General features: G+C 65.6%; 21 protein-coding genes. 4 read left to right on the forward strand and 17 right to left on the reverse strand.

The features are described from left to right. Window positions 1-23 precede the first annotated feature (23 nt). A complete protein-coding gene (locus tag ACLMAL_RS00820; RefSeq protein WP_411997332.1) occupies window positions 24-1,739 on the forward strand; it encodes a hypothetical protein in 1,716 nt (571 codons plus the stop codon). 303 nt (window positions 1,740-2,042) lie between these two features. Here ACLMAL_RS00820 and ACLMAL_RS00825 read toward each other — a convergent pair whose 3' ends face one another. The 14 genes from ACLMAL_RS00825 to rpsJ all read right to left on the reverse strand — a co-directional run bounded on the left by ACLMAL_RS00825 (window position 2,043) and on the right by rpsJ (window position 11,748). Continuing rightward, the gene (locus ACLMAL_RS00825; protein WP_411997333.1) at window positions 2,043-4,265 is read right to left on the reverse strand and encodes an MMPL family transporter; all 2,223 of its coding nucleotides are present in this window, start codon (window positions 4,263-4,265) and stop codon (window positions 2,043-2,045) included. Between the two features lie 45 nt (window positions 4,266-4,310). After that, a complete protein-coding gene (locus ACLMAL_RS00830; protein WP_411997334.1) occupies window positions 4,311-4,784 on the reverse strand; it encodes an EXLDI protein in 474 nt (157 codons plus the stop codon). Window positions 4,785-5,093: 309 nt separating this feature from the next. Next, window positions 5,094-6,305: an MFS transporter gene (locus tag ACLMAL_RS00835; protein WP_411997335.1), complete on the reverse strand. Its 1,212-nt coding sequence runs from the start codon at window positions 6,303-6,305 to the stop codon at window positions 5,094-5,096. A 178-nt stretch (window positions 6,306-6,483) separates the two neighbouring features. Next, the gene (gene rpsQ, locus ACLMAL_RS00840; protein WP_328409158.1) at window positions 6,484-6,753 is read right to left on the reverse strand and encodes a 30S ribosomal protein S17; all 270 of its coding nucleotides are present in this window, start codon (window positions 6,751-6,753) and stop codon (window positions 6,484-6,486) included. Next, window positions 6,750-6,989, reverse strand: a complete 240-nt coding sequence (rpmC, locus tag ACLMAL_RS00845; RefSeq protein WP_328409156.1) for a 50S ribosomal protein L29 — start codon at window positions 6,987-6,989, stop codon at window positions 6,750-6,752. Before rpmC ends, rpsQ begins: the two co-directional genes overlap by 4 nt. Next, on the reverse strand, window positions 6,989-7,405 hold the full coding sequence (gene rplP / locus ACLMAL_RS00850; protein WP_067519522.1) for a 50S ribosomal protein L16: 417 nt from the start codon (window positions 7,403-7,405) through the stop codon (window positions 6,989-6,991). The genes rpmC and rplP overlap by 1 nt, the downstream gene beginning before the upstream one ends. 3 nt (window positions 7,406-7,408) lie before the next feature. Beyond that, on the reverse strand, window positions 7,409-8,218 hold the full coding sequence (rpsC, locus tag ACLMAL_RS00855; RefSeq protein WP_411997336.1) for a 30S ribosomal protein S3: 810 nt from the start codon (window positions 8,216-8,218) through the stop codon (window positions 7,409-7,411). Further along, window positions 8,219-8,620: a 50S ribosomal protein L22 gene (gene rplV, locus ACLMAL_RS00860; protein ID WP_328409152.1), complete on the reverse strand. Its 402-nt coding sequence runs from the start codon at window positions 8,618-8,620 to the stop codon at window positions 8,219-8,221. After that, a complete protein-coding gene (gene rpsS, locus ACLMAL_RS00865; protein WP_019045020.1) occupies window positions 8,617-8,898 on the reverse strand; it encodes a 30S ribosomal protein S19 in 282 nt (93 codons plus the stop codon). The genes rplV and rpsS overlap by 4 nt, the downstream gene beginning before the upstream one ends. Window positions 8,899-8,916: 18 nt before the next feature. Then, complete coding sequence (gene rplB / locus ACLMAL_RS00870) at window positions 8,917-9,756, reverse strand: 50S ribosomal protein L2 (RefSeq protein ID WP_328409150.1); 840 nt, start codon at window positions 9,754-9,756, stop codon at window positions 8,917-8,919. 33 nt (window positions 9,757-9,789) lie between these two features. Beyond that, window positions 9,790-10,095 (reverse strand): 50S ribosomal protein L23, encoded by a 306-nt coding sequence (rplW, locus tag ACLMAL_RS00875; protein WP_040686547.1) that lies wholly within the window; start codon window positions 10,093-10,095, stop codon window positions 9,790-9,792. After that, window positions 10,092-10,766 (reverse strand): 50S ribosomal protein L4, encoded by a 675-nt coding sequence (rplD, locus tag ACLMAL_RS00880; protein WP_328409148.1) that lies wholly within the window; start codon window positions 10,764-10,766, stop codon window positions 10,092-10,094. The genes rplW and rplD overlap by 4 nt, the downstream gene beginning before the upstream one ends. After that, window positions 10,763-11,428, reverse strand: a complete 666-nt coding sequence (gene rplC / locus ACLMAL_RS00885; protein ID WP_328409146.1) for a 50S ribosomal protein L3 — start codon at window positions 11,426-11,428, stop codon at window positions 10,763-10,765. The genes rplD and rplC overlap by 4 nt, the downstream gene beginning before the upstream one ends. 14 nt (window positions 11,429-11,442) lie before the next feature. Then, on the reverse strand, window positions 11,443-11,748 hold the full coding sequence (rpsJ, locus tag ACLMAL_RS00890) for a 30S ribosomal protein S10 (protein ID WP_411997337.1): 306 nt from the start codon (window positions 11,746-11,748) through the stop codon (window positions 11,443-11,445). A 520-nt stretch (window positions 11,749-12,268) separates the two neighbouring features. On the opposite strand from rpsJ, the gene ACLMAL_RS00895 reads away from it, so the two are divergent. Together ACLMAL_RS00895 and ACLMAL_RS00900 are read left to right on the forward strand one after the other, a co-directional pair. Then, window positions 12,269-12,745 (forward strand): hotdog fold domain-containing protein, encoded by a 477-nt coding sequence (locus ACLMAL_RS00895; RefSeq protein WP_328409144.1) that lies wholly within the window; start codon window positions 12,269-12,271, stop codon window positions 12,743-12,745. A gap of 116 nt (window positions 12,746-12,861) precedes the next feature. After that, window positions 12,862-14,058 carry a lycopene cyclase family protein gene (locus ACLMAL_RS00900; RefSeq protein WP_411997338.1) on the forward strand — a complete coding sequence of 399 codons (1,197 nt, stop codon included), beginning with the start codon at window positions 12,862-12,864 and terminating at the stop codon, window positions 14,056-14,058. Window positions 14,059-14,094: 36 nt separating this feature from the next. Here the strand turns inward: ACLMAL_RS00900 and ACLMAL_RS00905 are convergent, their stop codons facing one another. Genes ACLMAL_RS00905 through ACLMAL_RS00915 form a run of 3 tightly spaced genes read right to left on the reverse strand, consistent with a single transcriptional unit; the run spans window position 14,095 to window position 16,810 of the window. Further along, a complete protein-coding gene (locus ACLMAL_RS00905; protein ID WP_328409140.1) occupies window positions 14,095-14,967 on the reverse strand; it encodes an ABC transporter permease in 873 nt (290 codons plus the stop codon). Continuing rightward, the gene (locus ACLMAL_RS00910) at window positions 14,964-15,761 is read right to left on the reverse strand and encodes an ABC transporter permease (protein WP_411997523.1); all 798 of its coding nucleotides are present in this window, start codon (window positions 15,759-15,761) and stop codon (window positions 14,964-14,966) included. The genes ACLMAL_RS00905 and ACLMAL_RS00910 overlap by 4 nt, the downstream gene beginning before the upstream one ends. Window positions 15,762-15,790: 29 nt before the next feature. Continuing rightward, complete coding sequence (locus ACLMAL_RS00915; protein ID WP_411997339.1) at window positions 15,791-16,810, reverse strand: ATP-binding cassette domain-containing protein; 1,020 nt, start codon at window positions 16,808-16,810, stop codon at window positions 15,791-15,793. A 369-nt stretch (window positions 16,811-17,179) separates the two neighbouring features. On the opposite strand from ACLMAL_RS00915, the gene ACLMAL_RS00920 reads away from it, so the two are divergent. Then, complete coding sequence (locus tag ACLMAL_RS00920) at window positions 17,180-18,682, forward strand: aldehyde dehydrogenase family protein (protein WP_411997340.1); 1,503 nt, start codon at window positions 17,180-17,182, stop codon at window positions 18,680-18,682. Window position 18,683 lies beyond the last annotated feature (1 nt).

Here is an 18,683-nt window from a genome sequence, read left to right on the forward strand (position 1 = left end):
ACCTGCTCCCGGGAAGGCTCGCGATGCGCGACGGACCGTCGACCAATAATTCCGAGATCGCCAGTTCCGAGATCGACGCATTGGCGCAGCGCGTTGCCGCCGCACGTGGCAAGTTGCCGTTGCAACACGATGCGGCGCTGTTGGCGGTGTTGTCCGATGCGGAGATCGCGGCGGAACGCGAACTCGCGGAATGGGTTCGGGCCCAGCGGCGTGGGCAGCGGCGGCGGGCAGTCGAGGACGAGCTCGCGGCCGAGGAGCGCGACCGACGCACCGCGGCCGCCATCAGGAAGTCCGACGATGCCGACGCGCGATGGCATCGGCGGGCGCTCGCGGCGCGTCGACGGGTGTCGAATCAGGATGCGCGGCTTGCCCAGCTGTACCGGCGCGCGGAATGGTCGTCGCGGGCGCTGATCGCGGTCGTGGTGCTCGGCATGGTGTGGGCCGGGGTCAACGTGCAGCACAACCTGGTCCCCAGCGGCGATATGACCGACCCGCTGTACTGGTTGAGCTACGGCATCGAGGCGATGATCTCGATCCCGATCATCACCATCATGGTCGCCGCGACGACGGCCGCGCGATGGGGTCGTGAACTCGCCCGCGGCAAAGTCATCTTCTTCGAGAGCGCATTGCTCGGCACCACCATCGCCTTGAACGCCGGCCCGCATCTGGCCGCGGGCACGCTCGGTCGCGCCGCCGAGTACGCGATCGCGCCGGTCATGGTCGGCGTCGTGATCTGGCTGCACGCGTGGGTGTCCGGGCGCTATGCGGTGCTGATCGACAGCGCATCGGTGGTCGAGTCGAACGATCTGCCCGGAGTGCAGCCGAGTCACCGTGTCACCGCCGACACCGCCGTCCCGGTCGCGGCGATCCCCCGGGACGAGCCAGCCGACCTGCTGGAATTACTCGCGGCACGCGATCTCGAAGCGCTGATCGAGCCGACAATCGAACCCCACGCCGAGACCACGGAATCCGGCAGCAACAATAGTTCGGCACCGGCCGAGCTCGATCCGACCATCGGCTACCCGCTGCACGCGGTCCCGCTCCCCCGACGCAATGGCCATCAGGCCGCGGCGCAGAGCTCCGCCGCTATCGACAAGGCTGCGACCGATTCGACTGAACTCCGTAAACCACCGTCCCGCAATGGGGTCGAGCGCCACGGACATACCGAACAACCTGCCACTGCCGATAGTCCAGTAGCAGCCGACAGCCGGAAAGCGCAGTCCCGCAACCACACAGAGCGCGTCGATCCTACTGCCGACCAGGAGCGGCCGACTCGATCCGAGCGCAAACCACAGCGCAACAACCACTTCGAGCGCAACACCAGCACGGAGCGCCCCGCCGACAACGCGGACACCGCCGAGGCCGATCGCAGCGGCCCGCAACTCCGCGCCGAGAGCACCACAGACGCTGAACCGTCCATCACGGGCGACCTCCCGCGCCGTAATTCTGTCGACGTGATCAACGAAACCGTCCAAGCGCTCTCCGCCGACTCCCTCGTATCCGAATCAGACGAGATCGTCGCCGAACTCGATGACGTCGAAGTATGGGCAGTAGCACGGGAAATCGCCGACCGCGGCCTATCCACCCTTCCGGTGGAACAACTCGCCGAGATCCTGACCCTCGCCGACCAATCCTGGACGCCGATGGGCATCGGCAACGAGGTCGGCCTCCCCCGCGCCGTTGTCTCCCGAGTCCTCGACTCCGCCCGCAAGGTCCGCCGCCCTTACGCCGTCAGCTGATCGCTGAGACGCCAAAAGGCCGCCCATTCCGAACATCCGAACAAACAGCCTTTTCGCGGTGGCTATCCGCGCCGCTCCCGGTGGTCGACCAACCTCGAGTTCGCCCCTAGCTGCCGACCAGAGCCTGCTGCACATCGGCGACGCTGTCGACATCCTTCCCATCACGGTCGCTGAGTCCTCGACTGCGCCCGCAAGGTCCAACGCCCCTGCGCCACCAGCCCATCGCACCGTCAGCCGAACGCACAGACGAAGGAAGGGCCGCCCGGCTCGGATGTTCTGAGCGGACGGCCCTTTCGTTCGTGATTACCTGCGCCACTCCCCGGTGTTCGACCAACCCCGGTTCGATCCGCCGCTAGCAGCGGGAACCTGCTGGGCATCGTCTCGGCGCGGGGCGTAATAGTCGTCGGATGGCGAGCTCGCGTTACTCTGCTTCGCACCCCGATCACCGTGACCCGGCCACCAGGCCCGGTGGCCGAGCAGCGCGGTGACCGCCGGGGTGAAGAACATCGCCATGACGAAGGCGGCGATGGCAATGCCGACCGAGATGGCGAAGCCCATCTGAGACAACACATTGTTGCCCGCCAACATCATCGAGGCGAAGGTCCCCGCCAGGATGACGCCCGCCGCGGCGATGGTCGGGCCGGTGTGGTGCACGCCGAGCGCGGCGGCCTGGCGCGGGTCGCGGCCCTCGCAGGCCTCTTCCCGCAACCGGGCGACCATCAGGATGTTGTAGTCGGTGCCGAGTGCGACCACGAACAGATACATGATCACCGGAAGGGTAAAGATCAGGCCCGAATTGCCTTGGAAATGCTGGAAAACCAGCACCGCGGCGCCGAGCGTCGCGGCGAATCCGAGGAATACCGAAGCCATCAGGTACCACGGTGCGACCATGCTGCGCAGCAGCAGCGCAAGCACGATCATGATCAGAATGGCCGCCACCGGGAACACGACGCTGTAGTCATGGTTCATCGCATCCTGGAAATCGACGAAGACCGAGGTGATGCCACCCACGACGGCGGTCGCGCCTGCGGGCGCCGCGGCGTGTGCAGTGTCGCGCAGCGGACCACGAACCGTGTCCAGCGCGGCATCCGATTCCGGCGCGGAGCTCAGCGTCACCTGGAATTCGGCGACCACTCCGTCACTCGACGGATGCGGCTCCGATACCTGGCCGACGCCCGACACACCGGCCAGCGCGGCACGGTAATCCGTGAGCTGAGCGGCGGTCAGTGCACCCCCCTCCGAGCGCAGCAGCACATCCGAGGGCTGAGTGGCTCCCGCCGGCATGCCCTTGAGCAATTCCTTGCTGTAGACGGCGGATTCGGAGGTGTCCGAGGTCGAACCCGAGCTGAGGTCGAAGGTGGGGTTGAAACCGAAGGCAAACACGCCGAGTGCGAGGAGCAGGCCACCGGAGACCACGGCGAACGCACCGGGACGACGCCCGAGCGCCGCGCCGACCGCGGCGAAACGCGCTCCCTTCGGCTCCACCTGCCACGCCTTCGACGGCCAGAACACCTTGGTGCCGAGCAACGAAACAATCGCGGGAACGAGGGTGAGTCCAGCCAGCAGCGCCACCGCGACCGCGATCGCCAGTGCCGGACCGAGCGCACGGAACATGCCGAGGGTGGACAGCGTCAGCGCCATGAACGCGATGATCACCGCGCCCGCTGCCGAGGTGATCGCCTCACCGACTCGGGTGACGGCACTGACCATGGCGGTCTTCGGATCCTCGCCGGCCCGCAGCCGTTCGCGGTAGCGGAACATCAGGAACAGGATGTAGTCGGTGCCGACGCCGAACAGCACGACCAGCAGGATGGCGTTGACCGAACTGTCCACCTTGAGGTCGAAAGCCTTGCTCACCATGGCGATCAGGCCGCCGACGGTGCTGGAGACCCCGCCGATCACGATGATCGGCAACAGTGCGATCACCGGGCTGCGGAAGATGATCAGCAACAGCACCAGAATCAGCACGATAGTGGCGATGCCGATGATGGCCATGCCCTTCGCGCTGGATTCCGTCTGGTCCAGCATCTGTGCTGCCTGACCGGTGAGGCCCGCCTTCAGATCCGTATCCTTCAGCTGCGCCTGGAGCGCGTCACGCAGTGATTCGACCGCATCGCTCTGCGTCGTGTCACCTGCGGTGGTGACCTTCGTCATCTGCACGGCGGCAATCTGCACGAGCCGATTCTCGGCAGGCGGCGCGGGCTGAATTCCGGTGACGTCCTTGATCTTTTCGTCACCGAGCTTTGTCGCGATCGCCGCGACCTGCGCCGCGTTCTCGTCGTTCAGCGGTGCATTGTCGGCCCGCTTGAACACGATGATCGCCGCAGGCGCCGCACTCTGCGGAAAGGCCTGCTGCTGCAACTGCATCGCTTGAATCGACTCGTAATGCGAGGGCAGGAATTCGGATTGGTCGGTGGTCGAGGTGAGTTTCGGCGCCGAGGCCACCACCGCGATCACGATGAGCAGCCACGCGCCGATCACCTTCCACGGATTGTGGACGACCACGCGTCCCAGTCGAGCGAACATGTCGGAGAAGTCCTTTCGAGACTTTATCGGTCAGACCCTGGCAGTTCAGACGTCGAGATCTTGGGAATACGGGTGCTCGGTCACGTCGGCGAGCATGCGGTAGATCTTCTCCGGCACCCGGTCGCGCAACTGTGCGAGCGAGTCCACCACCTCGACCGTGAAGTCACCACGACCCGACCCGTCGGCGCCGAGCATCCCGCGCCAGTTCTTCCAGTTCTTCCAGTCTTTGAACCAGTCGGTCGACTCGGCGAGGTCCGACCATTCCGACCGCTGAACATGCACCACATACTTGCCCTTACGGCTCAGATAGACCCGAACCGTCTCGATCCCGGACTTGCTGTACTGCCGCGATTCCCCGACGAGCCGACCGAAGAAGCGCTGCCGCCTGGCACCACCGGGCCCGACCTTCAGCACCACCTCGACGAACTCCTCCGGAACACCCTTGTGCAGGTCGATCCCCTCGGCCGCCGACTGCTCCTCGGACGCGGCACTGGACAGCTTCTGCGTATCAGTGGACATATTCCCCTCATTTCATGAATCAATGCGCAAATGTGCATCGAAGTACCAACGGCGGCACCCATCGACCCCGTCGCGGCTCATTGATCTGCTGTTTTCCGGAATGCCAACCTTCGAATCACCCAGCATTCCGCCTGGACCTACTATAAGTAGATGTATACGTATAAAGCAACTCTGCCACGCAACCAACCGCCCCGAGCCACGCGTCCTCGACCCACGAGTGGCACACCATGGTGGGCCCTCACGGTTTTTGCCGCAGCCATGTGCCACTCACGCTGCTGGTTCGGAACCGGGACGCAGGAGCGCTGGGGTTCAGGTGGTCTTCTCGAAGGCTCGGCGCGCAGACTCCTGCTGCCGCATTGCGCTGCGCCGCAACGCGACACGGACCAGCAGCGCCAGTCCCACCCCGGGGATGAGCCCGAGGGCCGCGGACGCGCCGAAGCCTGCGGCGTAGCCGCCCGCGTCGATAGCGATGCCCGCGACCGAACTACCGACGCCGTTGCCGAGAGTCATTGCCGCGCCGTGCCAGCCGATGGCCTCACCACGACCGGATTCGGGCACGATCCGGCTCAACTGGTCGACGGATGCGGTGAGGGTCGGTGCGCACAGCAGGCCGGCGAACAAGCCCGCCGCACCGAGGAACACCGGGCCACCGGCGAAAGCCATCGGGATGGTTGTCGCGCCGAGGCCCGCGAGTAGCAGAAACGTCGAAATACGCCGGCGCAGTAAGCCGTAGACGAGGCCGCCGACCAATGAGCCGAAGCCCCAGATCGCCAGGATCACGCCGAGCCAGCGCTGCGCACCGAACTCTCGGATGGCGGAGACGAAAGTCAGCTCGGAGCCCGCGAGCACTGCTACGGCGGCGCACGCGCCGACACACAGTGCCACGAATTCGATGCGGAACCAGGCGCGTCGCGCAACCGGACTCGCGTCCGAGCAATCCTTGTCGGCAGACCGCAACGGCGGATTCAGCAGCCACACCAGAACGCCCGCGAGCACCAGGCACATCTGCACACAGAACAACACGACGGTGGTGGACCAGACCGCAGTGGCGCCGACACCGAGCACCGGCCCGACCATGAACGCGGCCTCCACCGACACCGATTCCAATGCGAGCGCGGGCTGCCGGTTCTGCTCGGTCGTGACCGCGATGACGGCCTGGCGCACCACCGTGAAGACTGGAATGTCGAACAGTCCCGCGACCGCGGCGAGCACCAGCAGCGGAACGTAGTCGACGAACGGCGCGAAGGACCAGCACACGGCACCGACCAGGATCGAAGGCAGGATCGTGCGCCGCAGCCCCAGCCGATCGAGAAACCTGCCGCGCCAGGGTCCACTCACCGCGACGCAGACGGTGACGATCGCACTCAGCAGGCCCGCCTGAACGTAGGAGCCGTGCAGCGTCTGCACTACATGCAACGCGAGCAGCACGGATCCGGCGAAGAACGGGATTCGAACCAGCGCACCCAGCAGTAGCACATTGCGCACCGCGGAGCTGGAAAGGACCTCCCGATAGGACCGCACCCCATCGAGCCTGCACGCCCGCCGGTCAGCGCGCCAGCAATTTTTCCATCACCATCGAGTTTCCGGAACAGATTGTGCGGCAACGCGCCCGAGCGACTGCCGTAACAACGACGAAGGCCCGCCTCCCGAACGGGAAGCGGGCCTTCGACCGGTGGAACTCAGTTTCTCGAGATAAGGCTTACTTGGCCTTCTCGAGGACCTCGACCAGACGCCAGCGCTTGGTGGCCGACAGCGGACGGGTCTCCATCAGCTGAACGCGGTCACCGACACCGGCGATCTCGTTCTCGTCATGCGCCTTCACCTTGGAGGTGGTGCGAATGATCTTGCCGTAGAGCTTGTGCCGGTTACGGTCTTCCAGCTCGACGACAATCGTCTTGTTCATCTTGTCCGAGACAACGTAGCCGACACGTACCTTGCGGCTGTTGCGCTCTTCCTGCTTCTCGCTCATGCCGCATCTCCCTTGCCAGCGGGTGCCGTGGCCAGACCGAGCTCGCGCTCACGCATGACCGTGTAGATCCGCGCGATCTCGTGACGAACGACGCGCAGCCGACGGTTGTTGTCCAGCTGACCCGTCGCCATTTGGAAGCGCAGGTTGAACAGCTCTTCCTTCGACTCACGCAGGCGGGCGACGAGCTCCTCTTCGGTGAGCTCGCGGAGCTCTGCGGCCGGTGTTCCGGTAGCCATCAGAACTGCTCCTCCCTTGTCACGATCCTGCACTTCATCGGGAGCTTGTGCATCGCGCGGCGCAGGGCCTCGCGAGCGGTCTCCTCATTGGGGTAACTCATTTCGAACATCACGCGACCGGGCTTGACGTTCGCGATCCACCACTCCGGCGAACCCTTACCGGAACCCATGCGGGTCTCGGCAGGCTTCTTGGTGAGCGGGCGATCCGGGTAGATGTTGATCCAGATCTTGCCGCCACGCTTGATGTGGCGGGTCATCGCGATACGAGCCGACTCGATCTGCCGGTTGGTGACGTAGGCGGGCTCGAGAGCCTGGATGCCGTATTCACCGAACGCGACCGACGTGCCGCCCTTTGCCATTCCGGAACGACCCGGGTGATGCTGCTTCCGGTGCTTGACCTTCCGTGGCATCAACATGCGTCAGCCCTCCTGCTTTTCTGCCGGAGCGTTGGCAACCGCAGTGGCGGTGGCTGCACGCCCGGCCTCAGTGCTGGTCGCGGTGGTACCGGCTGAACCGGACCGACGCGGGCGGCTCGGCCGCTCACGACGCTCGCGGCGGTCGCCGGCCGCGGGCGCGGCCGAAGCCGTGACCTCACGCTTGCCACCGACGATGTCGCCCTTGTAGATCCAGACCTTCACACCGATACGACCGAAGGTGGTCTTGGCCTCGTACAGGCCGTAGTCGATGTCCGCACGCAGCGTGTGCAGCGGAACCCGACCTTCACGGTAGAACTCCGAGCGCGACATTTCGGCGCCACCGAGGCGGCCCGAGCACTGCACGCGGATGCCCTTGACGTTCGGCGAACGCATGGCCGACTGGATGGCCTTACGCATCGCACGACGGAACGCCACACGGTTGGACAGCTGCTCGGCCACACCCTGGGCAACGAGCTGCGCATCCGACTCGGCGTTCTTCACCTCGAGGATGTTCAGCTGCACCTGCTTCTTGGTGAGCTTCTCCAGCTCCGCACGGATGCGGTCGGCCTCGGCGCCACGGCGACCGATGACGATGCCGGGACGCGCGGTGTGGATGTCGACGCGAACCCGGTCACGGGTGCGCTCGATCTCGACCTTCGAGATTCCTGCCCGCTCCATGCCGGTGGCGAGGAGCTTGCGGATCTGGACGTCTTCCTTCACGTATTCCGCGTACTGCTTGTCCGCGTACCAACGCGACTTCCAGTCGGTGGTGATACCGAGGCGGAAGCCATGGGGGTTGATTTTCTGTCCCATTTACTTTGCCCCTCCCTTCCGGCGGTTACGAGTGGATCCACCGGCGGTGGGCACGCTCTCGACCTCGATGGTGATGTGGCTGGTGCGCTTCCGGATCCGGAACGCCCGACCCTGTGCACGCGGCTGGAACCGCTTCATGGTCGCGCCCTCGTCGACGAAAGCCGTCGAGATAACGAGCGTGGCCGGGTTGAGGCCGAGGTTGTTCTCGGCGTTCGCCGCGGCGCTCGCCACGACCTTGGCAACCGGCTCGCTCGCGGCCTGCGGCGCGAACTTCAGGATCGCCAGTGCGTCCTCGACTCGCTTGCCGCGGACCAGGTCCACGACACGGCGAGCCTTCATCGGGGTCACGCGAACGTGCTTGGCCGTCGCGCGAGCCGTCGGGTTCTGAGTTTCAGTCGTCATCGCCGCTTGCTCTTCCGGTCGTCCTTGACGTGGCTCTTGAACGTCCTGGTCGGCGCGAACTCGCCGAGCTTGTGCCCGACCATGTTGTCCGAGACGAACACCGGCACGTGCTTGCGACCGTCATGGACGGCGAAAGTGTGACCGATGAAGTCGGGGATGATCGTGGAACGACGCGACCAGGTCTTGATGACCTGCTTCGTGCCCTTCTCGTTCTGCACGTCCACCTTCGCAAGGAGGTGGTCGTCGACGAACGGGCCTTTCTTAAGACTGCGTGGCATTCTCTAACTCCCTCCTTGTTATCGCTTGTTCTTGCCGGTGCGGCGGCGGCGAACGATGAGCTTGTCGCTCGGGCGGTTGGGCTTGCGGGTGCGGCCTTCCGGCTGACCCCACGGGCTGACCGGGTGACGACCACCGGAGGTCTTGCCCTCACCACCACCATGCGGGTGGTCGACCGGGTTCATGACGACACCACGGACGGTTGGGCGGCGACCCTTCCAGCGCATACGGCCGGCCTTGCCCCAGTTGATGTTCGACTGCTCGGCGTTGCCGACCTCGCCGACGGTGGCGCGGCAGCGCACGTCGACGCGACGGATTTCACCGGAGGGCATACGCAGCGTGGCGTACGGGCCTTCCTTACCGAGCAGCTGGATGCTGGAGCCTGCGGAGCGGGCCATCTTCGCGCCACCGCCCGGACGCAGCTCCACGTTGTGAATCGTGGTACCGGTCGGGATGTTGCGCAGCGGCAGGTTGTTACCCGGCTTGATGTCGGCCGTGGGGCCGGACTCGATCGGGGTGCCCTGCTGGATGCCCTTGGGCGCGATGATGTATCGCTTCTCGCCGTCCACGTAGTGCAGCAGCGCGATGTTGGCGGTCCGGTTCGGGTCGTACTCGATGTGAGCGACCTTGGCCGGGATGCCGTCCTTGTCCAGTCGACGGAAGTCGATCAGACGGTAGGCGCGCTTGTGGCCGCCACCGCGGTGCCGAGTGGTGATGCGACCATGCGCATTACGACCACCCTTGCTGTGCAGCGGGCGAATCAGCGACTTCTCGGGGGTCGACCGAGTGATCTCGGCGAAGTCCGAGACGGACGAGCCACGGCGACCGGGGGTTGTCGGCTTGTACTTACGGATTGCCATGAGTTCTTCTCTACTTTCTGGATTCCCAGGCGCTTACGCGACCGGGCCTCCGAAGATCTCGATGGGCTTGCTGTCGGCCGAGATGGTCACGAGCGCGCGCTTGGTGTCCTTGCGCTTGCCGTAACCGAAGCGGGTCCGCTTGCGCTTGCCCTGACGGTTGGCGGTGTTGACGCTGGTCACCTTCACGCCGAAAACCTTCTCGACGGCGATCTTGATCTGCGTCTTGTTGGAGTCCGGGTGCACGATGAAGGTGTAGGTGCCTTCCTCGATCAGTCCGTAGGACTTCTCCGAGATGACCGGCGCCAGCAGGATGTCGCGGGGGTCGGCGATGGTGGTCACTTGCTCTCCTCCTGTGCAGCTTCGGCGGGGCCGTGCACAAAGGCGTTCAAGGCCTCGACGCTGAACACCACTTCGTCGCTTTCCAGCACGTCGTAGGTGTTGAGCTGATCCGGCGCGATCGGGTGCACGAACTCGAGGTTCTGCACGCTCTTCCAGGCCGCCAGATCTTCGCGTCCGAGGACGACGAGGAACTTCTTGCGGTCCGAAAGCTCCGCGAGGAAGCTCTTGGCCGTCTTGGTCGACGGGTCCTGCCCGGCAACCAGTTCGGTGATCACGTGGATGCGCTCGTTGCGCGCACGGTCCGAAAGTGCTCCACGCAGTGCAGCGCGGATCATCTTCTTGGGGGTGCGCTGGCTGTAGTCACGCGGCTGCGGGCCGTGGACCGTGCCACCACCGACGAACTGCGGCGCGCGGGTCGAGCCCTGACGGGCGCGGCCGGTGCCCTTCTGCCGGTACGGCTTCTTGCCACCACCGCGGACTTCACCGCGGGTCTTGGTGGCGTGCGTACCCTGACGGGCCGCGGCAAGCTGCGCGACGACAACCTGATGCATCAGCGAGATGTTGGCGGTCGCGTCGAAGATCTCCGCGGGGAGTTCGACGGTGCCATTGGTCTTGCCGCCCAGTTCCTTGACCGGAAGCGTCAGATTGGTCTTCTTCTCCAGGCTTGTCATGCGTGTGCACCACCCTTCACGGCGCTCTTGACGACGACGACGTTGCCGCGACGACCCGGGATCGCTCCCTTGATCAGCAGCAGGCCGTTCTCGACGTCCACCTTGTGAACCGACAGGTTCTGCGTGGTGACGCGATCGTTGCCCATGCGGCCCGACATCCGCATGCCCTTGAACACGCGGCCGGGGGTGGCGCAACCACCGATGGAACCCGGGCGGCGGTGCACGGCCTGCGCACCGTGCGAGGCGCCCTGACCGGCGAAGCCGTGGCGCTTCATGGTGCCTGCGAAGCCCTTGCCCTTGCTGGTGCCGGTCACGTCCACGTACGCGCCCTCTTCGAACACCTCGGCAGTCAGCTCCTGGCCGACCTCGAAGGTGGAAGCATCCGCAACGCGGATTTCGGCGACGTGGCGACGCGGGGTGACACCGGCCTTGGCGAACTGACCGGAGACCGGCTTGTTCACCTTGCGCGGGTCGATGGCGCCGAAAGCAACCTGGACGGCGCTGTAGCCGTCGCGCTCCACGGTGCGAATCTGGGTAACGACGTTCGGTCCGGCCTTGATGACGGTCACGGGAACGACGCGGTTCTTGTCGTCGAACACCTGGGTCATGCCGAGCTTGGTGCCCAGGATGCCGGCCGCTGGCCTGTTCTTGTTATCAGTCATGTCTCGAGTCCCCGTCACTGAATGTTGACGTCGACGCTGGCCGGCAGGTCGATGCGCATAAGCGCGTCAACCGTCTTCGGCGTCGGGTTGAGGATGTCGATCAGCCGCTTGTGCGTACGCATCTCGAAGTGCTCGCGCGAGTCCTTGTACTTGTGCGGCGAACGGATGACGCAGTACACGTTCTTCTCGGTCGGCAACGGCACCGGCCCGACGACATCGGCCCCGGTGCGGGTCACCGTCTCCACGATCTTGCGCGCTGAGGCGTCGATCGCTTCATGGTCGTAGGCCTTGAGCCTGATGCGGATCTTCTGTCCCGCCACGCTAAGTGTCCTTTTCTCCGCTTTTCCTTCGTGATCCGGAAGCTGGCTTCCGTACCACCCTCAATTTGCACAGTCCGAACACACGAAGACGTCTCGCTAAGAGATCGCGACCGGGCACGCCCGATCCTCGCCGCTGTTCATCTGTCATGGTTCTCCGGTCCACGCGGTCGGGCGTGTCGCCCATCCGCTCATTCCTCTGCCCCGGAATCGAAATTCACTCAGGCTTCGGAACACTGTCCCGGACGTACCCACGCTGGAATCCAGCGAGGTACACGATTGGGTACTGCTCGCCTCGCCACCCACCACAACCCGAGAAACAGGCATGGCCCGGTGCAAGGCAACCCGAACAGTATGCCCGACGCCGCCGATGACTTCAAATCCACCCCCCGCGCAACACCACCGGCTGCCCACAGCGCAGGTCAGACCGCGAATCCCGGGCGCGCCCCCGAGTCGATCGTGCCGCGAAATCCAGGTGCCCGGACCCACCGTCCGAGAACTTACTTATGAGTAAGATACGGGCATGACAAAAGAGACCGCCACCTACCGCGGCTGGAAGAAGCTGCCGGACAACCGGCTCGGGCACGCGCTGTTCTCCCTCGGCATGGTCGCGCGGGTGCCGTACTTCGGCACGGTGCTGCCGAGCGTGGTGCGGCTGGAGCCCGGACTGTGCGAGGTGACCTCGCCGAAGTGGTTCGGCATCCACAACCATCTGGGCACCTACCACGCCATCGCGGCGTGCAACCTGGCCGAGGTGGCGATGGGAATGCTCAGCGAGGCGACGGTGCCGGGCACGCACCGCTGGATCCCGAAGGCCATGAACGTCCAGTACCTGGCCAAGGCGGAGACCGGGCTGCGTGCAGTCGCGAAGCTGCCGGAGATTCCGGACTTCACTCGGATCACCGAGGGCCAGGATCTGATCGTGCCCGTCTCGATCTACGACAAGAACGGGCTCGAGGTCGTGCACGCCGACATCACCACCTGGGTCACCCCGAAGTAGCAGGCGATCGCATTCGGCACCGCGTTTCCCGAGGATGGCGACCGCCGCCTCGGGAAACACGGTGATCGGTGTCGCAGACAGTTGCATCGGCGTGGCCGCGCGGTTTGAATGCCGGTATGAGTGTCAGCGCCGGCCGGGATGTCGATCTCTGTGTGGTCGGGCTCGGCCCGACCGGCCGGGCGCTGGCACACCGCGCGATGCGGGCCGGGCTGCGGGTCACCGCGGTCGACCCGCGACCCGACCGGCTGTGGCCGCCCACCTTCTCCTGCTGGATCGACGAGTTGCCGGAGTGGTTGCCGCCCAGCGCGATTGCCACGAGGATCGCCGCACCGACCGTCTGGACCAGCACCGAGCATCGCATCGAACGCCCCTATTGCGTGCTGTCGAAGACCGGCCTGCGCGCTGCGCTGCCACTCGACGACGCCACCGTGATCGCAGGCCGGGCCACCAGGGTCGATGCCAACGATGCCGAGCTCGCCGACGGCACAATCCTCAGGGCTGCAATGGTTTTCGATACCCGCGGGCTGCCCGCGCTCGGACGGCGCCGCGCCGCGAGCGCGCACGGCATGTTCGTCGACGCCGAGACCGCGGCACCGATGGTCGCCGACGGCGAAGGACTGCTGCTGGATTGGCGGCCGGAAAACGGCGCGGGACCGGACGAGCCGCCCTCGTTCCTCTATGCCGTCCCGCTCGGCAACGACACCGTGATCTTCGAGGAAACCAGCCTCGGCCTGCGCGGCGGCATGCCACAGCACGAATTGCGCAAGCGCACCCTGAACAGGCTGGCCCTACACGGGATCACCCTCACCGGCGCGGAGCCGAGCGAGGCCGCGCACTACCCGCTCGACCAGCCGCCACCGAAAAAGGGGACGGCGCAAGCGATTCCGTTCGGATCGCGCGGCGGCATGATGCACCCGTGCACCGGATACAGCGTCGCCGATTCCCTTGCCCTCGTCGACACCGCGGTCAGCGCACTCCAGCAGGGCCGCGACCCCATCGCCGAACTATGGCCGTGGCAGGCCCGGCTGACCTATTGGATGCGTATGCGCGGCCTATTCGGCCTCGGCCGCCTGACCACCGAACAGTCCATCTCGATGTTCGACGCCTTCTTCACCGCGTCACCGCGCGGTCAACGCGCCCTGCTCTCGGCCCACGCCGACTACACCGCGCTCGGCGCGATCCTGTTCAACACCGTCGCGCATACCTGGCCCTTCCGTTGGCGCTATGACCTCGTCGGCTGGACCAATCGGAATCGCTGGGTCGACTACCCGTTCACCGAGTCGTCGGAACGCACAGAAGGGCGCGTCCGGTAGCTCCGAGCCACCGGACGCGCCCTTCGATGACAGTGGTCAGCGACCGGTTTCGGCCGCGCGGCGGTATCCGCGAATCGCGGGATAGGCGAAGACCACGATCAGGCCGATGCTCCAGGCAAGGCTCTTCATGAGAGGTTCGGCCACCGGCCCGCCATACGACAGGCCGCGCATAGCATCGACGGCACAGCTCATGGGTTGATTCTCGACCGTGCTCTGCAGCCAGACCGGGTAGGCGAAGACCGGGACGAAGCCCGAGTTGAAGAACATCAGCAGGGTATTCACGGTGCCGATGAGGCCGATGAGCAGGACGCCTTCGGTGATTGTCGCCAGCGTGGTGATCAGTACAGCGAAGCCGATTCCGAACAGCACCGGAATTCCGATCAATGCGATGCCGGCCAGCGGCCCCTGCCCGAAGCGGAAGCCGATGACCACACCGACTGCGACGACGAACAGGGTGGTGAGGAAGACGCGAACGGCCTCGGCAAGTATCCGCCCGGTCAGGCCCGCGGCCCGGTGCACCGGCATCGTCCAGAAACGGCCGAGCAGACCGGTGGCCTTTTCGGTCTTGAATCCGATTGCGCTGACCACGGCGCCGGTCATCGCCGCGATGAGTGTCATCATCGCGACCTGGCCGTAGATGCTCGGGATACCGGTGGCCGTGGTGATCGGTTTACCGAGCACAATTCGGAACATCAGCAGCGAGAGCGCCGGATAGATCAGCGTCTGGATGGTGGTCGACGGGTCACGCGCCCAGGTCAGCAGCAATCGCTTGCACTGGATCAGACTGTGCACCGCCCAGGTGCTCAGCGCGCGTTCGGATCTGGCAGTCACCACGGGAAGCGGGGAATTGCTTGCCGACTCGATATCGTCGATGACCGGATGGGTCATGGTTGCCTCTGCTGAACTCATGCCCGCCTCACGCTTGCCCAGACCGCCAACGGGACGAACGCGATCGCGAGCCCGCTCAGCCACACCAATGGAACCCACAGCACCTGCCACGTCACCCCGCCGTGGGCCATGTCGGCCAACGCGAAGGAGAACTGCGAGATCGGCTGATTGCGCACGAACGGCTGGATCCATTCGGGGAAGCTCTTTTCCGGAACGAACCCGCAGGAGAGCATGCCGAAGATCAGGGTGGGCAGTGTCAGCGCCTGGCTCAGCGATTCCGGGTTCTTGCTGAAGCTGCCGAGCGTGTCGGCGCCGATCGCGAGCACGGTCCCGATCGCAAACGAGAACACGCAGAAGAGCACGGCCTGACCGAGTCCTGCGACGAAACGGAAGCCGATCATGTGACCGAAGAGCAGCGCTGCAGTCAACGAGGTGACCGAACGGACCATGCCGGCGCTGATCCGCGCCGTCAACGGAACAAACTTGCCGATCGGCATGGTCTGCAGTCGAGTGGTGAACCCGGTCATCGACTCGAGTGCGGCCAGCTGCGCGTTCGACATCATGGTGAAGGCCATGGTCTGCAACACGATGATCGGCATCACGAACTGTGCGTAATCGATGCCCTGGAACACCTTCATCACATAGCGCAACGGCAGATAGAAACCGACGGTGAACACCAGCGGGGTGACGATGGCGACGGCCAACTCGCCTTTCATCACCATCGTCCTGACGATGCGGCCGGTCAGGGCACGCCACTGCGCGAAAGACGACAGCCTGCCGGTGGGTAGCTCGGCGAACAGTGCCGACGCCTCGATGTCAACATCTCGTTCCGCGGTAGAAGCCGTCACGCCGTGCCACCCGAATGACCGGTGATGGACAGGAAGACATCATCGAGGGAGGGCCGCCGCAGTGCGATATCGGCCAGTTCGATGCCTGCGGCGTCGAGCCTGCGCAACGCTTCGGTGAGCGTGGCGGCGCCTTCGGGGGCCGGTATGGAGATCCGGTCGCCGCCATTGATTTCGGCGAGCACCGCGGCGGGTACCAGATCACCGAGCGCGGCCGCGGCGTTGTTCAGTTTCTTCGGATCCAGCGGAACAACCTCGCAATAGCTGCCGCCGGTCTTGGCCTTGAGCGCGTCGGCCGTGCCCTCGGCGATCACCAGGCCCTTGTCGATGACGATGATGTTGTCGCTGAGCACATCGGCTTCTTCGAGGTACTGCGTGGTCAGCAGCACCGTGATGCCCTGGTTCTGCAGCGCGGTCACCAGATCCCAGACACCCTGGCGACTACGTGGGTCGAGGCCGGTGGTGGGCTCGTCGAGGAACACGACCTCGGGCCGCACCACCAGACCGCAGGCGATGTCGACGCGGCGGCGCATGCCACCGGAGTAGCCGTGCACCGGCCTGCGGCCCGCACCGACGAGGTCGAATTCCTCCAGCAGTACGTCGGCACGCTTGCGGGCGGCGGATTTGCCCAGCCCCATCAGGCGGCCGAACAGTTCCAGGTTCTCGCGGCCGGACAGGTGTTCGTCGAGCGCGGCGTACTGACCGGTCATCATGATCGATCGGCGCACCGCGGCCGGGTCCTTACGAATGTCGTGCCCGGCGATGGTTGCCGTACCGGAGTCCGGGCGCAGCAGCGTGGACAGGATCTTCACCGCGGTGGTCTTGCCCGCGCCGTTCGGACCGAGAATGCCGAGCACGCTCCCCCGCTCGGCGCGGAAGCTGACACCTTGCAGCGCGTGCACGTCACCGAACGATTTCCGGACATCGTCCACGACGACCGCATACTCGGCATCCCGGACCTCGCTGGTGACAGACACGGCATCGTCGGGGTGTGAATCTGCTTTGTTCAAGCTCGGCATCAACTCTCCACTATCGGCCGGGGGCGGCCAGGTCGTCGGCACGCACGCACTAGTACGTCCGGGTTGGTGATCCGTAGCGCCTGGCGCGATGTTACCGGCACGTCGATCCGCGAACGGTCGCCGGCGCGATACCCACAGGACCGCACACCCAATTGTGTGCTTGCTCACATTAGCGGTGGACGATCGACTCGGCGCTGGGTTGATGCAGGTCTCGGCCGTCCGGGACACCACAGGGGCGGCGACAGCGCCTTGTCGGGCCGCCGCGGCGACCATAGTCTGCTACTCGGGGGACACACGCACTCATTCGTCGGCGGCAGCGCTGCTTCTCCCCGAAGCGTCAGTGCCGGATCGACTCTGCGGGAGGTGACCATGGCCGAGACCGCGCAGCGATCGGGCCGATCGAACGTGCTGACGTCCTACGACCCGCGCACCGGCGAAGTCGTCGGGAATTACGCCGTCATGGGCACCGGCGAGTTGAACCGCACGGTGCGCGCGGCCCGCTCGGCCGAAAAGTGGTGGGCCGAACTGGGATTCAGCGGACGCAAACGCTGGCTGCTCGACTGGAAACGCAGCATTGCCAGGCGGGCAGGCGAGTTGGTGGAAATCCTGTGCGAGGAGACCGGAAAACCGGAGGCGGATGCGGCAATCGAGGTGATGCTCGCCGTCGAGAACCTGGACTGGGCGGCACGTAATGCCGCCCGCGTACTGGACCGGCGCCGCCTGGGGTCCACCTGGCTGACCCGCAATCAGCGGGCCTCCGTTGGCTATCTGCCGCTCGGCGTTGTCGGGGTGCTCGGGCCGTGGAACAACCCGGTGTTCACCCCGATGGGCTCGATCGCCTATGCGATGGCAGCGGGCAATACGGTGGTGTTCAAACCGAACGAGCTCACCACCGGCGTCGGCGTGTGGCTGGCCGAGAGCTGGAGCCGACTCGCCCCGAATCAACCTGTGCTGCAGGTGGTTACCGGCGACCACGGAACCGACGCCGCCCTGTGTCGGACCAAGGTGGACAAGATCGCGTACGCGGGCTCCGACGCGGGTGCGCGTGAGGTGATCTCGCTGTGCGGGCAGACGATGACGCCGGTCGTCGTCGAGCGCAACGGCAAGGGCGCCATGATCGTCCATGTCGACGCGAAGCTCGACGACGCCGCGGAGGCCGCGGTGTTCGGCGCCATGGCCAATGCGGGCCAGAATGCCAACGGCATCCAGCGCGCCTATGTTGCGAGCTCGGTCTACGAACATTTCCTCGAACTGGTGGCCGATCAGGCACGGCGGCTGCGACCCGGCGCGGACAAGCGGGCGTCCTACGGCCCGATGATTCTGGAGTCGCAGGTCGATGTGGTGCGCAAACAGGTCCGCGACGCGCTGACCCGCGGCGGCAGGGCGGTGGTCGGCGGGCTGGAGTCGATCCGCGAGCCCTACATCGAGCCCATCGTGCTCGCCGACGTGCCGGAGGAGAGCGTCGCGATCACCGGCGAGGGCATCGGGCCGGTGCTGATCGTCAACAAAGTGGCGAATGTGGACGAGGCCGTGCAACGCATCAACGCAGTCGGCAACGGTGTCGCGGTCTCGGTATTCACTCGCGACGTGCACGGCGCCGAAGCGTTCGCCGAGCAGCTCAGAGTCGGCGTTGTGACCGTCAATTCCTCGACCGCCTACGCCGGGATTCCGGCGCTGCCGATCGGCGGGGTCGGGGAATACGGCCAGGGCCATCACCACGGCGACCAGGGTCTGCGCGAGTTCAGCCGGACGCTGGCCATCGCGCGCAAGCGCTACCAGGCGCCGGTGAATCTTTCGACCTTCGACCGCCATCGCCGCGATCTCCGCGTGGCCAAGGCCATCTTCCGGGTCCGCCACCGGCGCATGGGCTGAC

The sequence above is a fragment of the Nocardia sp. CWNU-33 genome, from assembly GCF_046764895.1.
Lineage (GTDB): Bacteria > Actinomycetota > Actinomycetes > Mycobacteriales > Mycobacteriaceae > Nocardia.